Source organism: Nonomuraea cavernae (assembly GCF_014646355.1).
Classification (GTDB): Bacteria; Actinomycetota; Actinomycetes; order Streptosporangiales; family Streptosporangiaceae; genus Nonomuraea; species Nonomuraea cavernae.
Genome location: NZ_BMNH01000035.1, coordinates 1 through 17,513, shown reverse-complemented (window position 1 = coordinate 17,513; position 17,513 = coordinate 1). Strand labels below are relative to the sequence as shown.

Annotated in this window: 18 protein-coding genes; 4 read left to right on the top strand and 14 right to left on the bottom strand. The window is 67.1% G+C overall.

The window, feature by feature from the left end; all coding sequences use genetic code 11:
- Positions 1-34: 34 nt before the first annotated feature.
- The 4 genes from IEY82_RS40460 to IEY82_RS34330 form a co-directional block, all read right to left on the bottom strand.
- Complete coding sequence (locus IEY82_RS40460) at positions 35-694, bottom strand: RloB family protein (protein WP_189128450.1); 660 nt, start codon at positions 692-694, stop codon at positions 35-37.
- Positions 597-2,003: an AAA family ATPase gene (locus IEY82_RS34340; RefSeq protein ID WP_189128449.1), complete on the bottom strand. Its 1,407-nt coding sequence runs from the start codon at positions 2,001-2,003 to the stop codon at positions 597-599. The genes IEY82_RS40460 and IEY82_RS34340 overlap by 98 nt, the downstream gene beginning before the upstream one ends.
- 446 nt (positions 2,004-2,449) lie before the next feature.
- Positions 2,450-3,958: a HAMP domain-containing sensor histidine kinase gene (locus tag IEY82_RS34335; RefSeq protein ID WP_189128448.1), complete on the bottom strand. Its 1,509-nt coding sequence runs from the start codon at positions 3,956-3,958 to the stop codon at positions 2,450-2,452.
- A gap of 6 nt (positions 3,959-3,964) precedes the next feature.
- Positions 3,965-4,648 (bottom strand): response regulator transcription factor, encoded by a 684-nt coding sequence (locus tag IEY82_RS34330; protein ID WP_189128447.1) that lies wholly within the window; start codon positions 4,646-4,648, stop codon positions 3,965-3,967.
- Positions 4,649-4,820: 172 nt separating this feature from the next.
- On the opposite strand from IEY82_RS34330, the gene IEY82_RS34325 reads away from it, so the two are divergent.
- Genes IEY82_RS34325 through IEY82_RS34315 form a run of 3 tightly spaced genes read left to right on the top strand, consistent with a single transcriptional unit; the run spans position 4,821 to position 7,835 of the window.
- A complete protein-coding gene (locus tag IEY82_RS34325) occupies positions 4,821-5,846 on the top strand; it encodes a tripartite tricarboxylate transporter substrate binding protein BugD (RefSeq protein ID WP_189128446.1) in 1,026 nt (341 codons plus the stop codon).
- 1 nt (position 5,847) lies between these two features.
- Complete coding sequence (locus tag IEY82_RS34320) at positions 5,848-6,309, top strand: tripartite tricarboxylate transporter TctB family protein (protein ID WP_189128445.1); 462 nt, start codon at positions 5,848-5,850, stop codon at positions 6,307-6,309.
- A 20-nt stretch (positions 6,310-6,329) separates the two neighbouring features.
- Positions 6,330-7,835, top strand: coding sequence for a tripartite tricarboxylate transporter permease (locus IEY82_RS34315; RefSeq protein ID WP_189128444.1), 1,506 nt, complete (start codon positions 6,330-6,332; stop codon positions 7,833-7,835).
- Positions 7,836-7,954: 119 nt separating this feature from the next.
- On the opposite strand, the gene IEY82_RS34310 is transcribed toward IEY82_RS34315, so the two are convergent.
- The 5 genes from IEY82_RS34310 to IEY82_RS34290 form a co-directional block, all read right to left on the bottom strand.
- Positions 7,955-8,284: a nitrile hydratase accessory protein gene (locus IEY82_RS34310; protein WP_189128443.1), complete on the bottom strand. Its 330-nt coding sequence runs from the start codon at positions 8,282-8,284 to the stop codon at positions 7,955-7,957.
- A 2-nt stretch (positions 8,285-8,286) separates the two neighbouring features.
- Positions 8,287-8,892, bottom strand: coding sequence for a nitrile hydratase subunit alpha (gene nthA / locus IEY82_RS34305; RefSeq protein ID WP_189128442.1), 606 nt, complete (start codon positions 8,890-8,892; stop codon positions 8,287-8,289).
- Positions 8,889-9,611: a nitrile hydratase subunit beta gene (gene nthB / locus IEY82_RS34300; RefSeq protein WP_189128441.1), complete on the bottom strand. Its 723-nt coding sequence runs from the start codon at positions 9,609-9,611 to the stop codon at positions 8,889-8,891. Before nthB ends, nthA begins: the two co-directional genes overlap by 4 nt.
- 85 nt (positions 9,612-9,696) lie before the next feature.
- The gene (locus tag IEY82_RS34295) at positions 9,697-10,773 is read right to left on the bottom strand and encodes a HoxN/HupN/NixA family nickel/cobalt transporter (protein ID WP_189128440.1); all 1,077 of its coding nucleotides are present in this window, start codon (positions 10,771-10,773) and stop codon (positions 9,697-9,699) included.
- A 325-nt stretch (positions 10,774-11,098) separates the two neighbouring features.
- A complete protein-coding gene (locus IEY82_RS34290) occupies positions 11,099-11,989 on the bottom strand; it encodes a MerR family transcriptional regulator (protein WP_189128439.1) in 891 nt (296 codons plus the stop codon).
- Positions 11,990-12,034: 45 nt separating this feature from the next.
- Here IEY82_RS34290 and rplK point away from each other — a divergent pair, with 45 nt between their 5' ends.
- Positions 12,035-12,460, top strand: coding sequence for a 50S ribosomal protein L11 (gene rplK, locus IEY82_RS34285; protein ID WP_189128438.1), 426 nt, complete (start codon positions 12,035-12,037; stop codon positions 12,458-12,460).
- A gap of 3 nt (positions 12,461-12,463) precedes the next feature.
- Here the strand turns inward: rplK and tgmB are convergent, their stop codons facing one another.
- The 5 genes from tgmB to IEY82_RS34260 form a co-directional block, all read right to left on the bottom strand.
- Positions 12,464-13,405 (bottom strand): ATP-grasp ribosomal peptide maturase, encoded by a 942-nt coding sequence (tgmB, locus tag IEY82_RS34280; protein ID WP_229697770.1) that lies wholly within the window; start codon positions 13,403-13,405, stop codon positions 12,464-12,466.
- 27 nt (positions 13,406-13,432) lie between these two features.
- Positions 13,433-13,684, bottom strand: a complete 252-nt coding sequence (gene tgmA / locus IEY82_RS34275; RefSeq protein WP_189128436.1) for a putative ATP-grasp-modified RiPP — start codon at positions 13,682-13,684, stop codon at positions 13,433-13,435.
- Positions 13,685-13,842: 158 nt separating this feature from the next.
- On the bottom strand, positions 13,843-15,018 hold the full coding sequence (locus IEY82_RS34270) for an alginate O-acetyltransferase AlgX-related protein (protein ID WP_189128435.1): 1,176 nt from the start codon (positions 15,016-15,018) through the stop codon (positions 13,843-13,845).
- Between the two features lie 36 nt (positions 15,019-15,054).
- Positions 15,055-16,491: an MBOAT family O-acyltransferase gene (locus IEY82_RS34265; protein WP_189128434.1), complete on the bottom strand. Its 1,437-nt coding sequence runs from the start codon at positions 16,489-16,491 to the stop codon at positions 15,055-15,057.
- Positions 16,492-17,090: 599 nt separating this feature from the next.
- Positions 17,091-17,318, bottom strand: coding sequence for a hypothetical protein (locus IEY82_RS34260; RefSeq protein WP_189128433.1), 228 nt, complete (start codon positions 17,316-17,318; stop codon positions 17,091-17,093).
- Positions 17,319-17,513: the final 195 nt, after the last annotated feature.

Below are 17,513 nucleotides of genomic sequence, written 5' to 3'. Positions count from 1 at the left end.
AGCGAGCGTCATCTGGTACGTGCTGTTGTGGTTGCTACCGCGCTGGAGCTTGGTTCGAGCCATCCACTTGCTTGCAAAGGCTCTCAACCAGCTTCCATACGGAGGCGGATGGATTGCGGCTCGCCCATCGGCTTTCTGCTATGTGAGTCTCCGCGAGCAACTGGGCACGCCGCCGCGCGACTTCATAGCTACCAAGCAGCGCTACGGGATCGAAGCTCTTACCGTTCCGCGTGTATCCACATCCACCATGTGCTTCCAGCAAGCTGCAAGCCTGATCTGTCGTAACATACCCGCGCTGGTCTCTAGCGTGAAGGAGGAGCCAAATCTCGAAACAAGGATTTGAGACCGCGTAACTTATCCCGTTTCGGTCCGCCAGGTCTAGGGCTTTCTCTAGGGAACCGTGAGGCGTTGGGGCTTCGACATCCACTACGCACCAAACTTCTGAGTAGGGCGCGTACTGGTCCGCCGCTGACTTAGGCGCCCGATCCCGGTGGTCAATGGCAGCTCGGACCAATCCCAGCGGCTCGCCGTGTGCTGACCCGAGCTGGACCCCAGGTATCCTGAGCTGCCGTTTTAGGGCTGCAAAGTAGAGACGCTCAGTTACTTCCCCTTCGCAGTAAATGAGGAAGCGGCTCCTCTCCGGCAGGTTCTCCTGCTTCCGCTTCAAGGGCTTGCTGCGGCGATGGATCGGCATGCCGACTATTCTGGCGGCCGAGAGCCACGTCGAGGAAGTAATCGTCAAAAATCGGCACCCCTCTGTAGCGGCCAAGGAGGTAGCCACGCAAGACACTGTCTTGGCCATCCCTGACGCGATACCGAGTCAACGGGTGAAGCTCTGTTGCTCCGTCCGGTGTGCGGTCCGTGAACCACACTTGGTCGCGCCTGAGTCTCGCCTTGGTAAGAGAGGAAAGAAGAGTCACATCATGCGTATTGAAGACTATCTGGGCGCCGTTTTTATTGAAGTTGGGATTTTGGAACAGGTTAACAAGTTCACCGACCAGGAGAGGGTGAAGGAAGGCGTCTAGTTCGTCCACTACAATCAGGCGTCCCCGTGAGAGTCCATTCAATATGGGCCCCAATAGGGCAAACCATGCACGCGTCCCGCTGGACTCGTACTCCATTGGAAGCGCGTATTCTCCCCCTCTTACTTGATGAACAAACTCAACCTTTGGGGGCGGTTGGAAATCGATGTCCTCGTCAAGGGTGAGGTCCGGATCCAGCGCACTCAGTAGCGCGACGAACCCGTCACGCACCCTCTTTTCTATTTGGCGAGGCTCTTGTTTGACGTTGGCGATTCCAAGATCTGCATGATTGAGGAGGCGCAGCACGTTTTCGCGACCGTGTGCCTCAAGTTCATGCAGGGTCTTGGTTAGATTGAGCCAAGGCTCTCCTGCGTCGATATAGATAATCTGATCTTCGAACCAGTGGTATATCTCGGTAAGCTGAGGATGATTGTTTGCCGCCGCCGCGGACAGAAAAAGGCTATTTGGTCTCACCAGGTCGCGTATGGATTTCTTTCTGCCCTTGAGGTGCTCGCCGAATCGAATTGATTCACCGTCAGGGCTTGACCTTTCGAACAAAGTTCGGCGAACTGTTCGCTGTTGCCTGGCAAAGCTATATAGCCACTCGCTCTGCACGGCCTCGCTGTTCAGAGAAAAGCCGTATTCGTAGTGAACGCCGTTAAGCGTAATATCGACAGCGAACTCTGATTCCTTATCGCGACTCTCGTCATCAAAGCGAAAGCTGTTGCGGCGAATGCTGGAACCAGGCTTCCATCTTTGATGAGAGTTTTCGACGGCGCCTGCCATAAAGCGTAGGGCTTGCAACAGGTTCGACTTGCCTGAGGCGTTGCCGCCATAGATTGCCGCAACCGGCAGCACGGACAGATCGTCCTGTGTGGGGGTCTGTACCGCGAGGTTGCGGTGCTCATCCAGAGCAACCAAGCTGAGCTCCTGCTCATCGCGCAACGATGCGTAGTTGGCGACACGGAAGCGGAGAAGCATCAGGCCTCCTGTCGGGCAGATTGCTCTGTAGTCCAGGGGTGAGTCTACGCACCCCACGCCTCAGTCTATGAGGATTATGGCTCTAAAACCTGAAGGAGGATAGGGTCTTAGATCCGCTTTCGGCAAAAAATGATGTATCCCACTGCTAGAGCCCACCCTTTCTCGGGTCGCAGGGCGAAGATGGCTGCACCCAAGAAGCTGCCTTGAGCAGGGCGAGCGGTACGTCAAGCTCCCGCTTCTACGCCCCTTCAGCAACCGCTCTCACTTCAGTCGCGGAGTCAGTATCCGTGCCAGAGGATCACGATAGGGAGAGCTAACTCTTTCTACTAGATAGGATATTAGGTTACATATCATGACAATATGCCCACCGTGAGTGTGGAGATCAACACGGAAGCTGTTGATGTTTGACGGAGACCTCAGCAACCAATTCCTATGCCAGCAGGACTTCAGAGCGGTGATGGAGCCAGGGTGTCGGATGACGAAGCGCGCGGCACGACCGGCAACGCGATCACCGCGGCGAATCCGTGCCCGGACCCGTCCGGACGCGGCAGGCCGTCCTCCAGCCGCAGCTCGCCCCCGGCCGCCTCGACCAGGTCGGCGCAGATGGCCAGCCCCAGGCCGGTCCCGGCCACGTTCTGGTGCCGCGGCGACCGCCAGAACCGCTGGAGCGCCTGGGCCCGTTCGGACGCGTCGATCCCCTGGCCGTCGTCACGGACGGCGATCGTGACCACGCCTCCGGGCGCCGCGCCGTCGCCGGGTCCGGTGTCCGCTCCGCCAGGGCGGCCGTGTCCCGCATCCGTCCCGCCAGGGACGACCTGGGCGGTCACCTCCACCACCCGCGCGTCCGACAGCCGTAAGGCGTTGCTGATCAGCTCGTCCAGGATGCTGCCCAGGCCCCCCGACGGCTCCAGCAACCGGAGTCCCGGCGGCACGTCCACCGCCAGCGTCTGGCCCGCCGTCGCGGTCAGCGCCCGCCACCGGTCGACCCGGGTCGCCAGCACCGCGTCGAGATCCACCGGCGACGCCGTCCGGATGCTCTCCATCCGCGCGCTGGCCTGCAGCGAGTTCAGCAGCCGCTGCATCGCCTTCAGCTCGTCGACGGCGACGTCGTACACCTGCCGCCCGTCGCCGGTCGCGCGCAGATGTGGTTCCAGACTCTCCACGGCGAGCCGGAGGCTGGTCAGTGGGTTGCGCAACTGGTGCGACGCGTCGGACACGAACGCCCGCTGCCGCTGCACGGCGTTCTCGACCGCGTCCATCATGGTGTTGAACGACTCCGCCAGCCGCCGCAGCTCGACCGGGCCGGCCTCGGCGTCCGCGCGGATCGTGAGGTCGCCCTGTGAGATCCGCGAGCTCGCCGCGTCCAGCTCCCGCACCGGCCGCAGCACCCACGCCGACACCGGCCAGGCGACGGTCACCAGCGCGATCAACGGCAGCAGCCCGAGCCCGGCGAGCTGCGCCCATCGCACGAGGATGCGGTGGCGCGTGCGCGACAGGTCGGAGATCGTCACGACGGTGCCGACGACCTCGCTGTCCCGGCCCACCGGCTCGGCGACCACGAGCGCGGAGTCGTCCCAGGGGGCCCATTTCCCGGACGGCTCGGGCCTCGCTCCGGCCAGCGCGGCGGTGACGATCCGGGGCAGCGCGGGCTCGGCCCGCGCCGCCTTCTCGTAAGCGCCCGCCGGCCCGAGCAGCACCGTGCCCGACGTGTCGATCACCGCGACCGGGATGCCGTACAGCTCGTGGTAGCGCGCGAGCTCCTGCTGGAGCGCCTCGGTACGCCCGGTGGACAGCGCGGTCTCGGCCAGCGACGCGAACCGGCCGACGTCGTTGAGCCGGTCGACGTACGTCTCCTGCACCTCCCGTTCGGCCACGGTGACACCGAGCGGCACCCCGAGCGCCGTGACGAGCAGCACCGCGAGGGGGACCAGGACGACCAGCAGGCGACGGTGCACGGCGGGTCAGCCGGTGAGCTCCGGCCGGTCGGCCAGGAGCCGATAGCCGACCCCGTGGAGCGTGCCGATGAGCACGGCCGGCCCGAGTTTGTGGCGTAACGCCGCGATGTGGGTGTCCAGGGTGCGGCTTGAGGACTCCCAGGTCGCGCCCCAGATCTGGTCGAGGATGACGTCGCGGCTGACCACGTTCGGCGCCCGCCGGGCCAGCAGCAGGAGCAGCTCGAACTCCTTGCGGGTCAGCGTCAGGGGCGTGCCGTCGACGGTGACCTCGCGGGTGCCGATGCCGATCCGCATCGGGCCGAGGACGAGCGGCTCGTCCGGGTGGCTCAGGGCGCGGGCCACGCGGGTGCGCCGCAGGACGGCGTCGATCCGGGCGAGCAGCTCGGGGATGCCGAACGGTTTGACGATGTAGTCGTCGGCGCCGGCGCGCAGGCCACGGACCCGCTCATGCTCCTCCGAGCGTGCCGTCACGGCGATGACGGCGGTCTCCGGGCGGTCGCGCAGCTTGCGGATCACGTCGAGTCCGTCGCCGTCGGGCAGGCCCAGGTCGACGAGGACCACATCGGACGGGGCGGCACGCACGGCCTCGGCGGCGGTGGCGATGCGGTGGACCTCGAAGCCCGCCTGGGCCAGGACGGTCACCAGACCGCGCGCCACGCGGTCGTCATCTTCGATGATGGTGATCCGCATACCGGATTGTACGACCCGGCTCGACGCGCGTGTTAGCCCTTCAGTCTTGGGATTTCTCTGACATCTGCCGCATTCCTTGGGATTCCTCTGACACTATCCGCGTCCCCGCCAGCCCAGACTGAGGCGGCGCACTCACCGACGAACGCGAATGCGCTGACGAGGAGGCCGCGATATGAGAACGACCAGCAGGTGCCGGGCTGCCGCGCGGATGATCGCCGCGATCGGTGTCTTTTCGCTAGTCGCCGCCTGTGCCGGCAACGGGGGCACCACCGGCGGAGGTGCCACCAGCGGTGGTTATCCGGACCAGAACATCACGTTCGTCGTGCCGTTCAGCGCGGGCGGCCCGACGGACACCGTCACCCGCATGCTGGCCGAGCCGATGGCCGCCAAGCTCGGCGGCAAGGTCGTCGTCCAGAACGTCGAGGGCGCCGGCGGCACGGTCGGCGCCGGCGAGGTCGCGCGGGCCGACCCCGACGGCTACACCGTGCTCATGCACCACATCGGCATGTCCACGGCACCCGCCCTGTACCAGAACCTGGGCTACAAACCGCTCGAGGACTTCGAGATGGTCGGTCTGGTCACCGAAGTGCCGATGACGGTCGTCGCCCGCAAGGACTTCGCGCCCGCGACGCTCAAGGACCTCGTGACCCACGTGAAGGCGAACGCCGACAAGGTCACGCTGGCCAACGCCGGCATCGGCGCCGCGTCCCACCTGTGCGGCCTGCTGTTCCAGAGCGCCGCCGGTGTCAAGCTGCAGGAGGTCCCGTACGAGGGCACCGGCCCCGCGCTGACCGACCTCGTCGGCGGCCAGGTCGACTTCATGTGCGACCAGACGACCAACACCAGCGGCCAGATCTCCGCCGGGGAGGTGAAGGCGTACGCGGTCACCACGCCGGAGCGGGTGAAGAGCCTGCCCGACGTGCCCACCACGGCCGAGGCCGGGCTGCCCCAGCTCCAGGTCAGCGTGTGGCACGGCCTCTACGTCCCGAAGGGCACGCCGCAGGAGGTCGTCCAGAAGCTGTCCGAGGCGCTGAAGACGGCCCTGGCCGACCAGAAGGTCATCGACCAGATGGCCAAGCTCGGCACCGCGCCGGTCACGGCCGAGAACGCGACCCCGCAGGCGCACCGGGCCAAGCTCGAAGAGCAACTCGGCACCTGGGCGAAGGTCATCGCCGACGCCGGCGTCAAGGCCTCCTGAGATGGAGCGCCGCCGGTCCTTACCGGACGTCCTCGCCGGGGGCATCTTCGTCCTGATCGGTGGCGCGTTCGTGGTGGGGTCGCTCGGCTACCAGCTGGGCACCCCGCTGCGGATGGGCCCCGGCGCCTTCCCGCTGCTGGTCGGCCTGATCGTGGCCGCGCTGGGCCTGGCGATCGTCGTCAAGGGACTCATCGCCGGCGAGGTGGTCGCGTTCGGGCCGATCCCGTGGCGCGCGGTCGCCGTCATCGTGCTCGCGCTGGTGTTCTTCGGATTCACCGTACGGGGGCTCGGATTCGTGCCGACGTCGGCGGTGACCGCCCTGCTCACCACGCTGGCCAGTGCGCGCGTACGACCGGTCATGGCCGTGGCCGTGACCGCCGGGCTGACCACGGCCGCCACGCTCATCTTCGTCGTCGGACTTCAGGTGCGGATCCCGCTATGGGGTCCGTGGCTGGGGTTCTGACGCGACATCCGGAATGAGGCATGGAACTTCTCGACAACCTCGCGCTCGGCTTCTCCACGGCCCTGCTGGTCCAGAACGTCCTCTACTGCTTCGTGGGAGTGCTGCTCGGCACGCTGGTGGGCGTGCTGCCCGGCATCGGGCCGACGGCGACGGTGGCGATGTTGCTGCCGATCACGTTCAGCTTCGAGCCGGTGACGGCGCTGATCATGCTGGCCGGCATCTACTACGGCGCACAGTACGGCGGCTCGACGACCGCCATCCTGATCAACCTGCCCGGTGAGTCGTCGGCGGCGGTCACCGCGCTGGACGGGCACGAGATGGCCCGGCAGGGCCGGGCCGGCGCGGCTCTGGCGGCCGCCGCGATCGGCTCCTTCATCGCGGGTACGGTGGCCACCGTCGCGCTGGCCGTCGCGGCCCCGCCGCTGGCCCGCGTCGCGTTACAGTTCGGCCCGGCCGAATACTTCTCGCTGGTGCTGCTCGGCCTGATCGTGTCGATCGCGCTGGCGCGCGGCACCGCGCTCAAGGCACTGGCGATGATCGCGCTCGGCGTCCTGCTCGGCACGATCGGCCAGGACCTCTACACCGGCACCCCCCGGTTCGTCTTCGACCAGCGCGAGCTGTACGGCGGCATCGACTTCGTGTCGGTCGCCGTCGGCATGTTCGGGGTGGCCGAGATCCTGCGCAACCTGGAGAACGAGCAGACCCGTACGGCGATCGTCGGCAAGGTGAAGAACCTCTGGCCGACCCGCGAGGACCGGCGCCGGATGGTCGGCCCGATCCTGCGCGGCACCGGTCTCGGCGCCGCGCTCGGCGTCCTGCCCGGCGGTGGCCACGTGCTGGCCTCGTTCACCTCGTACGCCGTCGAGAAGCGGGTCTCGAAGCGGCGGCAGGAGTTCGGGCACGGCGCGATCGAGGGTGTCGCCGGCCCCGAGTCGGCGAACAACGCCGCCGCGCAGACGTCGTTCGTCCCGCTGCTCACCCTGGGGCTGCCCGCCCATCCGGTCATGGCGCTGATGGTCGGCGCGTTCATCGTCCACGGCATCACCCCCGGCCCGAACGTCATCACCGACGAACCGGCGCTGTTCTGGGGCCTGATCGCGTCGATGTGGATCGGCAACGTGCTGCTCGTGCTGCTGAACCTGCCGCTGATCGGCCTGTGGGTGCGCATGCTGCGCATCCCGTACCAGGTGCTGTTCCCGATGATCATCCTGTTCGCCGCGATCGGCACGTACTCGCTGGGGTTCAACGCGTTCGACGTCTACGCGATCGCGTTCTTCGGGATCCTGGGCTACATCCTGATCAAATGTGGCTGCGAGCCGGCGCCACTGCTGCTCGGCTTCGTTCTCGGCCCGTTGCTTGAGGAGAACCTGCGGCGGGCGCTCATCATCTCCCGCGGCGACGCGTCGGTCTTCCTGACCCGGCCGATCTCCGCGGTGCTCCTGGCCCTGACCGTGGCGGCGCTCGTCGTCGCCGTCCTCCCGGCGATCCGCAGGCGCCGCGAGGTGGTGTTCACGGAAGATGACTAGGGACTCTTCGGTTCTCGTTCGCTCTCGGGGTCCGTCCGGTTGAGCCGATCCGTGGGCTCCTCCGAGGTGGGTGATCGTCGTCGACGATCACCCACCTCGGAGAACGGGCGCGTCGGTGGTCAGAAGATCTCGTCGCGCTCACCGTTGAGGTAGTCGCGAGTTCGCTGTTCCAGCTCGGCCGCGTCGATGTGGTCCGAATCCACCAAAATGGAATCGAGTGCCTTCAGCCAGCTCTCGTAGTACGCCTCGCCTCCGGTCTCGCCTTCGGTGATGGCCTGCACCAGCCGGTCGCGGAAGTCGTTCCACCCGATGGCCTGCCGCTCCTGGAGCGCGACGGCGATCCCGAAGACGCGGCCCTGCCAGGGGGCCTCGAAGACGAGTTCGCCATTGCTGCGTGGGGGTGCGTCCGCCGCTTCCGCCATGTCGTTGATCACTACGGTCGGTTCCATGACTATCTCCTGTCCGGGACCAGTGCCGGGGCGACGCCGATCATCGAGTCTCTCGTGACGAGGCCGGCCAGTTGCTCCTCGGTCATGTCTTCGGTGCCGGCCGGACGCTCGGGAATCACCAGGTAGCGGATCTCGGCGCTGGAGTCCCACACCCTCACATCCACCTCGTCGGGGAGCTCGGTGCCGAACTCCTTCAGCACCGCGCGGGGCTCCAGGACGACACGGGAGCGGTAGGCGAGATCCTTGTACCACTTGGGCGGCAGGCCCAGGACCGGCCACGGATAACACGAGCACAGCGTGCAGACCACGACGTTGTGCACCTCGGGTGTGTTCTCGACGGCCACCATGTGCTCGCCCTGTGTGCCGGCGAAGCCCAGCTCGGCGATGGCGGCGGTCGCGTTGGCGCGCAGCCGCTCACGGTACTCCGGGTCCACCCAGGCGCGGGCGACGACCTTCGCGCCGTTGAGCGGTCCGATCTCGTGCTCGAAGGCGTCGACGATGGCGTCCACGGCCGAGGGGGTGAGCATGCCTTTCTCGTACAGCAACGACTCCAGAGCTCGGGCTCGCGCCTCGACCTCGCTCATCTGCTCGGGGTGATGTCCGCTCATGACCGGCTGTTCTCCATGTTCTCGCCGTCCGACGTTCGCTCGATCAGATAGCTCTCCCACAGATCGAGGTGCACGCACCCCGCCTGTGCCTCCGCCTCGTCGCCCCACAGGTCATGGGCGTCGAAGCGGACGGTGTAGAGAGGTTCGGGGTTCTCACCCCGAAGGTGGGCTCTGCTGTCCGGCAGTACGTGGGACCCGTGGTAGGCGATGATCGTGCCGCGCTTACCGCGGGCGTAGCCGGGCAGCCGAGTGTGGGTGCGCGAGATCCACGGGGTGGTGACCACCTCGTCGCCGATCGCGAACTTCGGCGTGGCACCCGTCTCCCTCACGGATGGGCCACCGGTGGCGATGGCGTCGCGCACCGTTCGAGCCAGCTCGCCGTCGTCCGGCACGGACTCACGACTCGGCAGAGACCTCCCGGACAGGAAGGCCCGCACCCTCTCCACGCGTTCCTGCTCGTCGATGATGCCCTTCTGCACCAGCAGCTTCTCCATCGCCACCAGCCAGTGCTCGTAGTAGCTGGTCGAGAGGTAGGCGACGTTGCCCATGCGCTCGATCGCGTTGCGGTTCTCGTCCGCGGCGGCCACGCCCTGGCACAGCGAGGCGATGGCGATCGCGAAGGCCTGGCGTTCCCAGTCGGCGCTGAAGACCGGCTCGTCGGGTTCGCTGACCACCGGCCCGAAGCCGAGGACGCCGCCGACGTCATGTGCGCCGTTCATCTGTCACGGCCCCTTTCTCGCACCGGTGTGACCGGCGAACCATCATGTGAACAAACGATCGCTTTCATGGGGACTGCAGCCTTTCTCAGGAAGGGGTGAGACCGGTTCCGCTGCCGCGTCCCCGCAACCTCCACCACAGCGCCGCCCCTCCCCAGCAGAGGACGAAGATCGCCGCGATGCCGTAGCCCAGCAGCTCGAAGTGCTCGGCCAGCGCGCCCAGCGGGCCGAGCCAGTCCACCGGGCCATGCTCGGTCAGCAACGCCGCGAAGTAGATGGCGGCGACGAATCCCGCGATCACCACGGTCATCGCCGTGGTGGCCGTGTTGAAGAACAACGTGCGAGCGGGGTCGCGATATGACCACGAGTAGACCCTGGTCATCAGCAGGGAGTCGGCGGTGTCGAAGGTGCTCATCCCCGCGGCGAACAGAAGGGGGAGGCTCAGCATCCCGAGCAGCGGCAACCCGCCCTGCGCCGTGGCCGAGGCGGCGAGGCCCAGCAAGGCCACCTCCGAGGCGGTTTCCAGGCCCAGCCCCATCAGCAACCCGACCGGATACATGTGCCAGGAGGACTTGATCAGTGAGCGTAGGCGACTGCCCAGCAGCCGGTGGACGATTCCACGCTTGGCGAGCAGCCGCTCCAGGTTCTCCCCTGTCACCTCCGCGCGACGCACGCCGCGCCGCAGCAACAGCAGGTCACGCAGGACGAACGCGTTGAGCACCGCCACGACCACCAGGAAGGTCAGGGCGACGAGTCGCGCCAGCAGGGCGCCCGTCGTACGCGCCGCATCGAGGTCGGACTGGTGCAACGCGGCTGCTCCCAGCGCGACGACCACCGAGAGCAGCAACACGACCGTGGAGTGCCCCATCGCGAAGAAGAAGCCGACGCCCAACGGCCGCCGACCGCGCAACAGCATGAGGCGGGTGGTGTCGTCGATGGCGGCGATGTGGTCGGCGTCGAACGCGTGACGCACGCCGAGGAGGTACGCGAGGATGCCGGCGCCCGCGAGCCCGCCGGCCGTGGCCGGGTCTCCGGAGTGGAAGAGATACAGGGTGATGCCCAGCACATGGAGCAGCAGGATGGCGCCGCCGATGCCGGCCAGTCTGCGCCGTTCCGCGCCGGTCCAGCCTCCGGCCGTGGGGACGGCGTCGCTCCTGTCCGTCACGGCAGGGCCCGCTGCGCGCGCGTTCCGGCAGCTCGCCTTGCGAGCGTTCGTTCGTGTGTTGCACTCTCGCCGAGATTCGCGGACGACGTGAGGGGTCTGATCACGATCTACCTCGTCTGTGAACCTGATCCTGCGAATCGGAGGAGAGGCCACCTTCCCAGTTACAGCTGTTAGGGCGGCGTTTCGAAAGGTTGTCCGCAATTCGATAACTAACGGGACGCAATTGCCCGCAAATGGACTTTAACACTGTTTGTCTTATTTGGGGAAGTGGTTTCCGTCCCGGATTCCGGCCAGGTCAGAGGCCGCCCGCGGCGCCCTGGCGACCTTACGTGCTCGGCAGGTTGCGCAAGGTGGCCTCGATCCAGTCGTACGCGATCGTGGGCTCCGGCGGCCAGGGCGTGCCCTGGATGATCGCCACCAGCTCCCACTGCCTGGCCGCCCGCGGATCGTGCTCGTCGAACGAGCGCAGCAGCTCCTCGCGGCTCAGCCCCATGAGCGCCAGGATCCGCTCCAGAATCGGCTCGGACTCGGGTGAGCCGGGCTCGACGCCCGCCCGCGAAGCGGTCATCGCCTCCCGCGTGACCTGGGCGTTGACCTCGTTCCAGGCGGCGACCTCCCTTCCCTCCTCCCAGAACTCCCTGCTCTGCCGGTGCAGGCGGGCGCGGTAGTCGGCGTCGGCGAGCAACTCGGCCAGCTCCAGCCACGCGTCGAGTTGCTCGACGGTCGGCTCCTCGGGAAGCTCGGGGAGCAGGGCGTCACGCCTGCAGGCCAGCCACTCGTGCAGCGCCTCGACACCGCCGCCGACCTCGTCGACGAAGTCGTCGAGCAGGAGCTCCATCTCGGCCACGCCGACCCGGCCGAGCGCGTGGAGCCTGCGCAGATCCTCCTCGGCGGGATCGCCGTCGCGGGCGAGCGTCGCCCTGAGCACCGCTCTGGTCCGCTGGAGCGACCTGAGCTGCGTCTCGACCGTCTTGAGGTGCAGATCGAGCACGTTCCTCAGCCGGCGGTCGCCGAGCGAGCGGATCGTGGCCAGGTCGACCCCGATCTCTCTGAGCGTGCGGATCAGCTCCAGCCGGGCCCGGTCCTCGTCGCCGTAGATGCGGTAACCGGCGGGAGTGCGCTCGCGCTCGGGCAGGACGCCCGCGTCGGAGTAGAAGCGGATCGTCTTCACCGGCAGGCCGGTGAGCTTGGCCAGGCGGCCGATCGTGTAGCTCATAATGCGGTTGAGTCTCCAGTAACGGGAGACTTTACCTTATCCGGCATGGCGAAGAACAAGGTAGCCAGGGTCGTCACCCTGCACATTCGGGCCGGTGAGGCGGGCCCGGCGAACGTCGGCAAGGACCTCGGGCCGCTCGGCATCAACCTCATGGAGTTCTGCCGGCAGTACAACGCGCAGACCCAGGACCGGCGCGGGTTCGTGATCCCCGCCGTCATCACGGTCTATGAGGACAGGTCGTTCGAGGTCGTCACCAAGCAGCCGACCACGGCCTCGCTGATCCGCAGCGTCGCCGGGCTCGACGGTGGCAGCCCGCGTCCAGGTCACCAGAGCGGTGGTTCGATCACCCGTGCCCAGCTCCGCGAGGTCGCCCAGGCCAAGCTTCCCGACCTCAACACCGCCGACCTGGACCAGGCCGAGAAGATCGTCGCGGGGACGGCCCGCTCCATGGGCCTCATCGTCCGGGATTGACGGTCACCCGCCGATCAGTACGTCCGCGAAGGCGTGCGCCATCGCGGCGGAGTCGGGCAGCCAGGCCCACTGCCCGTTGGGATTGCACTCGATGAAGACCCATTGATCGCTGACGGCTTCGAGCGCGAAGTCGAAGCAGCCGAAGACCAACCCGAATCGGTCGAGGTAGGCGCGTAGCGCGCGCTCGATCGACGCGGGCACCTCGACCGGGTCGTAGCCGATCTGGTCCGGATCTCCGCCGCGCCAGTCGAGCGTGTCGGCGGGCGCGGTGATCCTGCTGGCGAACACCTGACGCCCGATCACGGTCACCCTGGCGTCAGCGGACTTGCGCACCTCCTTCTGGAACAGGTGCGCGGTCACCGAAATCGAGTCGTCGAGCTCGTGCTCGGCGACCCGTTGTGTCCAGATCGCGGCGACACGGTCAGCTGGCTCGCGGGGGACGCCCCGAAACGATTTGTAGACGATCGGGCCGTGCTCCGCGGCGAACTTCCGCGCCTGCGACACGTCGTTGGTGATCAGGGTCTCCGGGACGGCCAGTCCCAGTTGCGCGGCCATCCGCAGCTGGGCGGGCTTGAAGTCGGCCCGGTTGATCGCCGCGGGATGGTTGACGTACGCGGCGCCGTACAGGTCCTCAAGGAGGCCGCCGAGTCCGTGCCGGGCCTCGACGGCGGCGAACTCCGCCTCCCTGACGGGCAGGTGAGCGAATCGGGCGGAGAAAGGGGTGGGGCGGCGGTAGTACACAGCCCTGACGTCGTCGAGCTCGATGTCGCGACTCGGGGTGCGGAGCCGGCCGGCCCACTTCTCGCGGCCGGCTCCCATACGTGCGCCGAACGACAGGGCGTCGCCGATCTCGGCGGGATCCACGCGGGCAACCCGTACGTCGCGCTCGATCAGCGCCTCGATCACCAGGTTGGCGGTGATGTCCTCCGCGGACGTGATCACCATGACGGCGCCGCGCGGGGGCCGCATCCGTTACCGCTGGCCGCTGCTGGAGTCATCCTCCGCGTTGGCCGCGTTCTTCGTGCTGCCTCCCGGCTGGGACACCGTGAGCGCCGCGAAGACCCTGGGGTCGTTCATCTCGACGATCCGCTGCTTCTCGTCGTAGAAGTGGGTGAGCTGGGTGGAGGGATCGAGTCGTGTCGTGGCGTACGGGAGCGAGACTTCTGGCAGGTCTTCCGATGCTCGTCCCAAACCCCAGGGCCGCATGGGTTTACCAGTGGACATGGCGCATGACCCCTTCGGGAAGTCGAGGAGGATTCCTGCGCTAAAGGCTACCTGTCGAGGGGCCTTTCGCCCTTGGGGTGAACGGGACTGTGGCGTGGACCGTACCCGGATCGAACCTGTACGAGGATCACCGGCTCGCGCCCGGCGCCGGGAAGCTCCTACGTGTCCTCCCGAAGCGCCTGCTCGACGGCCAGGAGCGTGGCGTCGTCCAGCATCTCGCCGTGACCGCCGACGAAGTAGCGTTCCACCATCTCGAAGATCACCACGTCGCTCGCCGCGATCCGCTCGGCCACCTGCCCCGTCCCCGCCCTGGCGGGCGCGTCGCTGCGCATCACGGTCAGGTCGGCGAAGTACGGCGTGACCCAGGGCGCCGAGTTCCGGGTGAACGAGTCGCCGATCAGGACGGTCTTCGGCTTGAACAGCGGGGCCTTCCTGGAGGTGTTGGACACCCCGAACCACAGGGGCGTCCCGCTGTCGTCCCGGCTCACCTGGCGAACGCCGTCGCGCTTCAGGCTCCACAGCTCGATGATCTCCTCCCGGGGGACGCCCATCAGCGGGCCGAGGTCTCCCGTCCTGGCCTGGCTGCCGGCCCGGGTGAGCGTGGTGCCTTCGGTGAGACCGGGCTGGACGGCCTCGGCGAGCAGCGTGCCGTACAACGCGGCGGAGCGGTCGTTCCAGTGGCTGTCGGTGCGCCAGTAGACCGGCTTGCCCGTCTCGTTCCGCATTGTCAACAGGGCCGAGCGGAGGTCGACGTACCCCTCCGGATCGGCGCGCTCCAGCGCGGCCCAGAACTCCCGCTTGCGCCGCTCCATGCAGCCCTTGCCGAGAAACCGCTCCGGCAGCCGCTCGGGATGGATGGTGGTCTTGTCGGGGGCCACGGTGAACACGAATTTCCTGCCGGACTGCCGGACGATCCGCGCGAGGCGGTGGACACGGTCCAGCGTCTCGTCGATCGACCACTTCGGCCTGCATCCCTCGGCCACGTCGTCTCCGAAGTAGAGCCATCCGTCGCGGCCCTCGATCACCCTCGGGTACGTGGGCGGCCCGCCGGAGTGGTAGGTCGGAGGCTGCTCGAAGAGCAGGTGGGACAGCGCGGCGTTCCCGCTCACCGCGTGCTGCCGCAGCGGCAGATGAGCGTTCGCCCAGGATTCGAGCTTGGGGATGACCGCCCATCCCTCGGTGAGGTCCGGGAAGTCGGGGAGCTTCCGGTTCTCCAGTTCCACGGCCCGCTCGCCCGTGGCGAACGCCACCACGGGGCCGAAGAAGAGCAGTCCCGCGGCGAGAACGGCCGCCGCGCGCCGGGCGCGCGGCCGGCGGACGCCGGTGTTCTCCACGGGTCTCGTGCTGTTGGACGACGTCATTGACCTGCCTCAGAACTGGTAGTAGAGGAACGGGCTGAACGTGCCGGCGGCGACGAGCACTCCGGCGTACGGAGCCGCCACCCACGTCATCACCGCACGCGCCGCCGTCGCCACGGGTCCCCGGCCCGTCTCGACCAGCCGGCCGAACGAGAACGTGACGGGGAACAACACGACGGCCAGCGCGAGGACGAGGATGAGAGAGCGCTGACGATCGAGCGCGAACACGACGAACTCATCCGGAGCGCCCGGCTGCCAGGTGAACATCGCGCCGAGCATGTGCACGGCCTCGGTCATGGTCTCCGCGCGGAAGAACACCCAGCCGACCACCACCAGGAGGAAGGTCACCGCCCGGCGCGCCACCAGGACGAGGACGTTCTCCGGCAGCCGATCGAATCCGCACGCCCGCTCGAACACGAGCAGCATGCCGTGGTAGAGGCCCCAGGCGAGGAACGTCCAGTCGGCGCCGTGCCACAGCCCGCAGAGGACGAAGATGACGCACAGGTTGCGGTAGGTGGCCAACCGGCCGTGACGGTTGCCGCCGAGCGGGATGTACACGTAGTCCCGGAACCACCGGGACAACGACATGTGCCAGCGTCGCCAGAAGTCGGTGATGGAGTACGCCGAGTACGGGCGATCGAAGTTGTCCGGCAGCCGGAAGCCGAGCATCAGGCCGAGACCGATGGCCATGTCCGAGTATCCGGAGAAGTCGAAGTAGATCTGGATGGCGTAGGCGAGCGCCCCGAGCCACGCCGTCGCCGTGGTCATCTGCCCGTCCGCCTGCGCGAAGGCCGCGTCCGCGACCGGCGCGATCGAGTCCGCGACGATCACCTTCTTGGCCAGCCCGAGGGCGAAACGGGGGAAGCCCGCGGCCAGGTCGTCCAGTTTCCGGCGATCGGTGTCGGCGAGCTGTTCGGAGATCTCGTGGTAGCGGACGATGGGTCCGGCCACGAGCTGCGGGAACATCGCGATGTAGGTGACGAACTGAACCGGGCTCTTCTGCGCGGGCCGGCTGCGCCGGTAGACGTCCACCACGTAGGACAGGTGGTGGAAGGTGAAGAAGGAGATGCCGATCGGCAGCGCGAGACTGATGATCGGCGTGTGTCCCAGCCCGAGCGCGCTCGACAGCGCGTCGATCTGCTGGGTGGCGAATCCGGCGTACTTCCAGACGGCCAGGATCGTCAGATTCCACACCACGGTGGCGATCAGTAACCACAGGCGGGGCCGGGGCCGGTCGCGCAGCCGATCGGAGTCGATCGCGATACCGGCGGCGTAGTTCACCGCGATGGCTGACAGCAGGAGTCCGGTGTAGGCGCCCGCGCCCCAGGTGTAGAAGACCAGGCTGACCACGGCCACCAACGCGTTGCGCCACCGGCCGGGGAGCAGCCAGTAGGCCACGAGTGTGACCGGCATGAAGAACCAGAGAAAGATCGGTGAGGCAAAAGACATCGGTCTCCTGAGCGGCGACAACGGAGGTCCAGGAGAGCGCGCGAGGGGAAAATCGGGTCCTGTGCCGTTATGGGGACGCGCGCGAAATTTCCGGGCCGCACACGGAAAGGACGGACCGGATCACCCGGTCCATGACCTGTTTCCCACGCCTGAACAGCACCCGGGCCCTGCCGCGTCGCACCGCCCCGACGCCCTGGCCACCGGTCGGCGCGGGGACGCCGGACCAGTCTTGGCCGCCACCGTCGTGACCCCGGCCTCGGCAACCCTCAAGCGGCGCCGCTCTGGGTCATATGTGCCCCCGTCTCGCTTCGCGGGAGACCCGCGCGTCACCGGCTGTGCCGTCGCATCGGAGAACCACCGGCGAAGCCCCTGCCCAACCCCCGGTCGGACGCGGGACCACCGTCTCGGCCCACGCGAGCGGAACGCCCCCTCGATCAGCTCTTCGCGGACCTCCAGAATTCCGGTGATCTGAACATCGCGAAAGTGTAGCAATCAGGAGTAAAGCCCTTGTAAGCAGATTTAACAGCGCCATCGACAACAGGTGGTTCGGTGGTTCCCGGACCGATCGCATCGCGCTCTGACCTGGCCGACCGCCCCGGTCAAGAGGAGCGAGGATGCTGCCAGGGGCCGCCCTGGCCCTGATCCGACAAGGGCCTGCGTAGTTCCTGCCAGATGGCGACGCTCACCGTGCCCCAGCCGATGGTGAGCCCGACGTAATCGGACAATTCGATCGGGACGCCCCACCAGATGCCGAGCGTGAGAAGGATGGTCATGACCAGCCAAACGACGGCCATGCCGTTCCAGAAGGACAGCATGTCGTTGCTCATGCCGTCGATCGAAACATGATGAGGAATGTGAGCGCTAGCCCACTTTTCCGCACGTAGGTGTTCCTCAGCACCTTGACCGGCGGAAAACGTGGGCTAGATCGCTGATGTGAAATTCGGTAATCGGCTGCGGGCGTGACGAAGGGCGTCCATGGTCGGTGTGTGAAGACAGACTTGGACGCCCTTCTGATCGCACTC

Coding starts and splice junctions, on each gene's coding strand:
- IEY82_RS34265 (WP_189128434.1), bottom strand. CDS start 16,491: ATGTCTTTTGCCTCACCGATCTTTCTCTGGTTCTTCATGCCGGTCACA.
- IEY82_RS34315 (WP_189128444.1), top strand. CDS start 6,330: ATGGAACTTCTCGACAACCTCGCGCTCGGCTTCTCCACGGCCCTGCTG.
- IEY82_RS40460 (WP_189128450.1), bottom strand. CDS start 694: ATGCCGATCCATCGCCGCAGCAAGCCCTTGAAGCGGAAGCAGGAGAAC.
- tgmB (WP_229697770.1), bottom strand. CDS start 13,405: ATGGTGATCACGTCCGCGGAGGACATCACCGCCAACCTGGTGATCGAG.
- rplK (WP_189128438.1), top strand. CDS start 12,035: ATGGCGAAGAACAAGGTAGCCAGGGTCGTCACCCTGCACATTCGGGCC.
- IEY82_RS34340 (WP_189128449.1), bottom strand. CDS start 2,003: ATGCTTCTCCGCTTCCGTGTCGCCAACTACGCATCGTTGCGCGATGAG.
- IEY82_RS34260 (WP_189128433.1), bottom strand. CDS start 17,318: ATGAGCAACGACATGCTGTCCTTCTGGAACGGCATGGCCGTCGTTTGG.
- nthB (WP_189128441.1), bottom strand. CDS start 9,611: ATGAACGGCGCACATGACGTCGGCGGCGTCCTCGGCTTCGGGCCGGTG.
- nthA (WP_189128442.1), bottom strand. CDS start 8,892: ATGAGCGGACATCACCCCGAGCAGATGAGCGAGGTCGAGGCGCGAGCC.
- tgmA (WP_189128436.1), bottom strand. CDS start 13,684: ATGTCCACTGGTAAACCCATGCGGCCCTGGGGTTTGGGACGAGCATCG.
- IEY82_RS34310 (WP_189128443.1), bottom strand. CDS start 8,284: ATGGAACCGACCGTAGTGATCAACGACATGGCGGAAGCGGCGGACGCA.
- IEY82_RS34325 (WP_189128446.1), top strand. CDS start 4,821: ATGAGAACGACCAGCAGGTGCCGGGCTGCCGCGCGGATGATCGCCGCG.
- IEY82_RS34290 (WP_189128439.1), bottom strand. CDS start 11,989: ATGAGCTACACGATCGGCCGCCTGGCCAAGCTCACCGGCCTGCCGGTG.
- IEY82_RS34320 (WP_189128445.1), top strand. CDS start 5,848: ATGGAGCGCCGCCGGTCCTTACCGGACGTCCTCGCCGGGGGCATCTTC.
- IEY82_RS34330 (WP_189128447.1), bottom strand. CDS start 4,648: ATGCGGATCACCATCATCGAAGATGACGACCGCGTGGCGCGCGGTCTG.